Annotated in this window: 4 protein-coding genes; 3 read left to right on the plus strand and 1 reads right to left on the minus strand. The window is 64.4% G+C overall.

Annotation, left to right across the window (positions count from 1 at the left end; genetic code table 11):
* Positions 1-623: tyrosine-type recombinase/integrase (locus AC3WTE_RS32500; RefSeq protein ID WP_492443735.1), on the plus strand; the 623-nt coding region annotated here is incomplete at its 5' end.
* Complete coding sequence (locus tag AC3WTE_RS32505) at positions 620-943, plus strand: helix-turn-helix domain-containing protein (RefSeq protein ID WP_043988434.1); 324 nt, start codon at positions 620-622, stop codon at positions 941-943. The genes AC3WTE_RS32500 and AC3WTE_RS32505, both read left to right, overlap by 4 nt.
* A 218-nt stretch (positions 944-1,161) precedes the next feature.
* On the opposite strand, the gene AC3WTE_RS32510 is transcribed toward AC3WTE_RS32505, so the two are convergent.
* On the minus strand, positions 1,162-1,317 hold the full coding sequence (locus AC3WTE_RS32510; RefSeq protein ID WP_162563331.1) for a hypothetical protein: 156 nt from the start codon (positions 1,315-1,317) through the stop codon (positions 1,162-1,164).
* 291 nt (positions 1,318-1,608) lie between these two features.
* Here AC3WTE_RS32510 and AC3WTE_RS32515 point away from each other — a divergent pair, with 291 nt between their 5' ends.
* Positions 1,609-2,781 carry a hypothetical protein gene (locus tag AC3WTE_RS32515; RefSeq protein ID WP_043988433.1) on the plus strand — a complete coding sequence of 391 codons (1,173 nt, stop codon included), beginning with the start codon at positions 1,609-1,611 and terminating at the stop codon, positions 2,779-2,781.
* Positions 2,782-2,837 lie beyond the last annotated feature (56 nt).

Consider the following 2,837-nt stretch of genomic DNA (forward strand, 5'->3'; position numbering starts at 1 on the left):
TCGAGACGATCCGTTCACGCGGCCGCAAGGGTGCGATGACGGCTCTGCGCGATGCAGCCATGCTGAAGTTCATCTACGCCTACGGGCTGCGCCGCAACGAGGCCGCTCACGCCGATGTTGTTGACCTGCGCCGCAATTCGAAGATGGGCGACTTCGGCAGGTTCGGATCGTTCACGGTCCGGCACGGCAAAGCCTCGCGCGGAGGACCGGCGAAGCGGCGCACCGTGCTCACCGTCCCCGAGATGAGCTGGATCGTGGACATCCTGGACCACTATCTGACCGACGTGCGCCCGCAGTTCCCGGCCGACAAGAAGCCCGCGTTGTGGCTGACCGAACGTGGTACGCGGATCGGCGCCCGGACGATCAACACCGTCTTCACCGAGGTGCGTGATCTGGCCGGCATCGATCCCACGCTGAATTTGCACTGCCTGCGCCACTCGTTTGTGACGCATCTGGTCGAGTTTGACTACCCAGAGCGTTTCATTCAGGAGCAGGTTGGCCACTCGTTCTCCTCGACGACCGCCGTCTATATCGGTGTGTCCAACGAGTACCGCAACCGGATTCTGTCGAACGCCATGCACGCCCGCTACGGCGACGAGCTCGGACCGAGGCCGCCGCAATGAGGACCATGGACTATGCGTGGCACCTGCGCACCAAAATGGCTGAACGCGGGATGTTTTCGACGACCGACCTGCAACCGCACCTGGCGGATCGGGGCGTCGCGCTCTCCCGTGAGCAGACCTATCGCCTGGTCACCGGCCAGCCGCAACGACTGAGCATGAACACCCTGGTTGCGTTGTGCGACATCTTGGACTGCACCCCGAATGACTTGATCGAACCGCGCGTCACCGAAGCATCACCGCGCAAGGCCGCCGGTGGCGACAACGTCACTGCGATCACAACGCGTCGCACCACCATCAAGCGGCCGGGGAGCGGATCATGAGCGTCGCTGCGCCCCCGAAACACGTCTGCGCCCGCTGCGGCCGACTGGCCGAGCGCGCTGCGCGCACTCCTGGTGGTGGCATCTGCAAACGGTGCTACCGCAATGACCCCGCGCGGATGGAACAGTGCTCGGTCTGCGGACGTTCCAAGAACCCGTCACGGCGCACGGCTGACGGAAAACCGTTGTGCAGCAACTGCGCTCGCCCCAAGTATGTGTGCTCAGGATGCGGCCGACTCGATCACGCCAAGAAGATCACTGCCGAAGGTCCGCTCTGCCAGCGCTGCTACACAGCGCCGCAGCGTCAGTGCGGCAAGTGCGGACGCGTCCGAAAAATCGCGGTGCGCGTGCAGCAGGGAACAGTTGACCTGTGCCATCGCTGCGCGCACACCCGCGAATTCGTGTGCAGTCTGTGCTCGAAAATGCAACCCGTACATACACATTGGCCACTCGGCCCGGTCTGCATCCCCTGCTACAAGCGGTCAACACAACACCCCGCGACATGCGCCGGTTGCGGCACGGCCAAAGTCCTCATCGGACGCACCACTGCAGGCGAGCTGGCCTGCGGACCCTGCGTCGGCAGTTCCACCGACTACGTCTGCACAACGTGCGGCCAAGCCGGACCGCAACACTACGAAAACACCTGCCTGAACTGCTCCATCGTGCGCATGACACGCGAACTGCTGACCTCGCACGACGGAACCATCAGTCAGGATCTCGCTGGACTGCCGGACGTTCTCGCCCAGCACGGCCGCGCCGATTCGACGATGCGCTGGCTCATCAAGGCGCGCACCCAGCATTTCCTGCGCCTACTGGCCAACGCCGACGGCGAGTTGACCCACGCCGACGTCGACGCTTGCCCACCCGGATACGCTCGCCACTACGTGCGTGCGCTACTCGTACGGGCACAGATCCTGCCGCGTCGCGACGAGCAACTCGAGCGGTTCGAAACCTGGATCGACGAATACACCGCAGCTCTACCACCGCACCAGGGCGCGGTGTTGGCGCCCTACGCCCGCTGGGGCGTGCTGCGCACCGCCCGACGTCGGGCCGCCCGCCGTGGATTCACCACTTACGCAGCCGATTCCAGCCGCGAACGCATCCGCACGGCGCAGCGCCTGATCGAACACCTCGAGGCATCCGGACACCAGATCGGTGAGCTGACCCAGGCGATCCTCGATGGCTGGACGGCCGGTAACCGCGAGCGGACCAAGAGCATTTCCGGCTTCGTCACCTGGCTGGGCAAGCGCGGCATCGTCGACGGTGTGACTGCCCAACGGATCCAGCGCCAGTGGCCCAGCGAGATCAGCGACGAGACCGAACACCGGCAGCGAATCACCGACCTGTTGGACATGTCCACAGACATCGAGCTGTCCATCCGAGTGGCTGGGCTGCTGGTGCTGCTCTATGGTCCGCGATTGGTTCAGATCAAGGCGCTCACCACGGCCGATGTTGGCATCGACGGCAAGCGGACCCACCTGGCGCTGGCGCAACACCCGATCGAGCTACCCGCACCCGTCGGCGAACTCGTCAGTCAACTCGCCCGCCAAGCATCGGACAACCCGCGAGCAAGCACGCCCGACGGCGACGCCTACCACCTGTTTCCCGGGGCACGGCCCCATGAGTCGATCCACAGCACCACGCTCAGCGTGAAGCTCACAGCCGCCGGCATCCCAACACGTCTCAGCCGCAACTACGCCATGGTCGCCCTCACCAGTGATCTGCCCGCAGCTGTCGTCGCCACCCAGCTCGGCCTCAGCGCATCGGCAACCACGATGTGGGCCAAGTTCGGTCAACAAGACCAATCCGAATATCTACTCGCACGCCAGCAGGCCCGATGAAATGAAGGAGAACAGTGCCGAATACAGCACACACGAATATAGACCGTCCGCCAGTC

The sequence above is a fragment of the Mycobacterium sp. FW102-FHT13B02 genome, assembly GCF_058790275.1.

Bases quoted from the DNA above. Each gene is read 5' to 3' on its own strand.
- AC3WTE_RS32505 (WP_043988434.1), top strand. From the start codon at position 620: ATGAGGACCATGGACTATGCGTGGCACCTGCGCACCAAAATGGCTGAA.
- AC3WTE_RS32510 (WP_162563331.1), bottom strand. From the start codon at position 1,317: ATGGCACAGGTCAACTGTTCCCTGCTGCACGCGCACCGCGATTTTTCG.
- AC3WTE_RS32515 (WP_043988433.1), top strand. From the start codon at position 1,609: ATGACACGCGAACTGCTGACCTCGCACGACGGAACCATCAGTCAGGAT.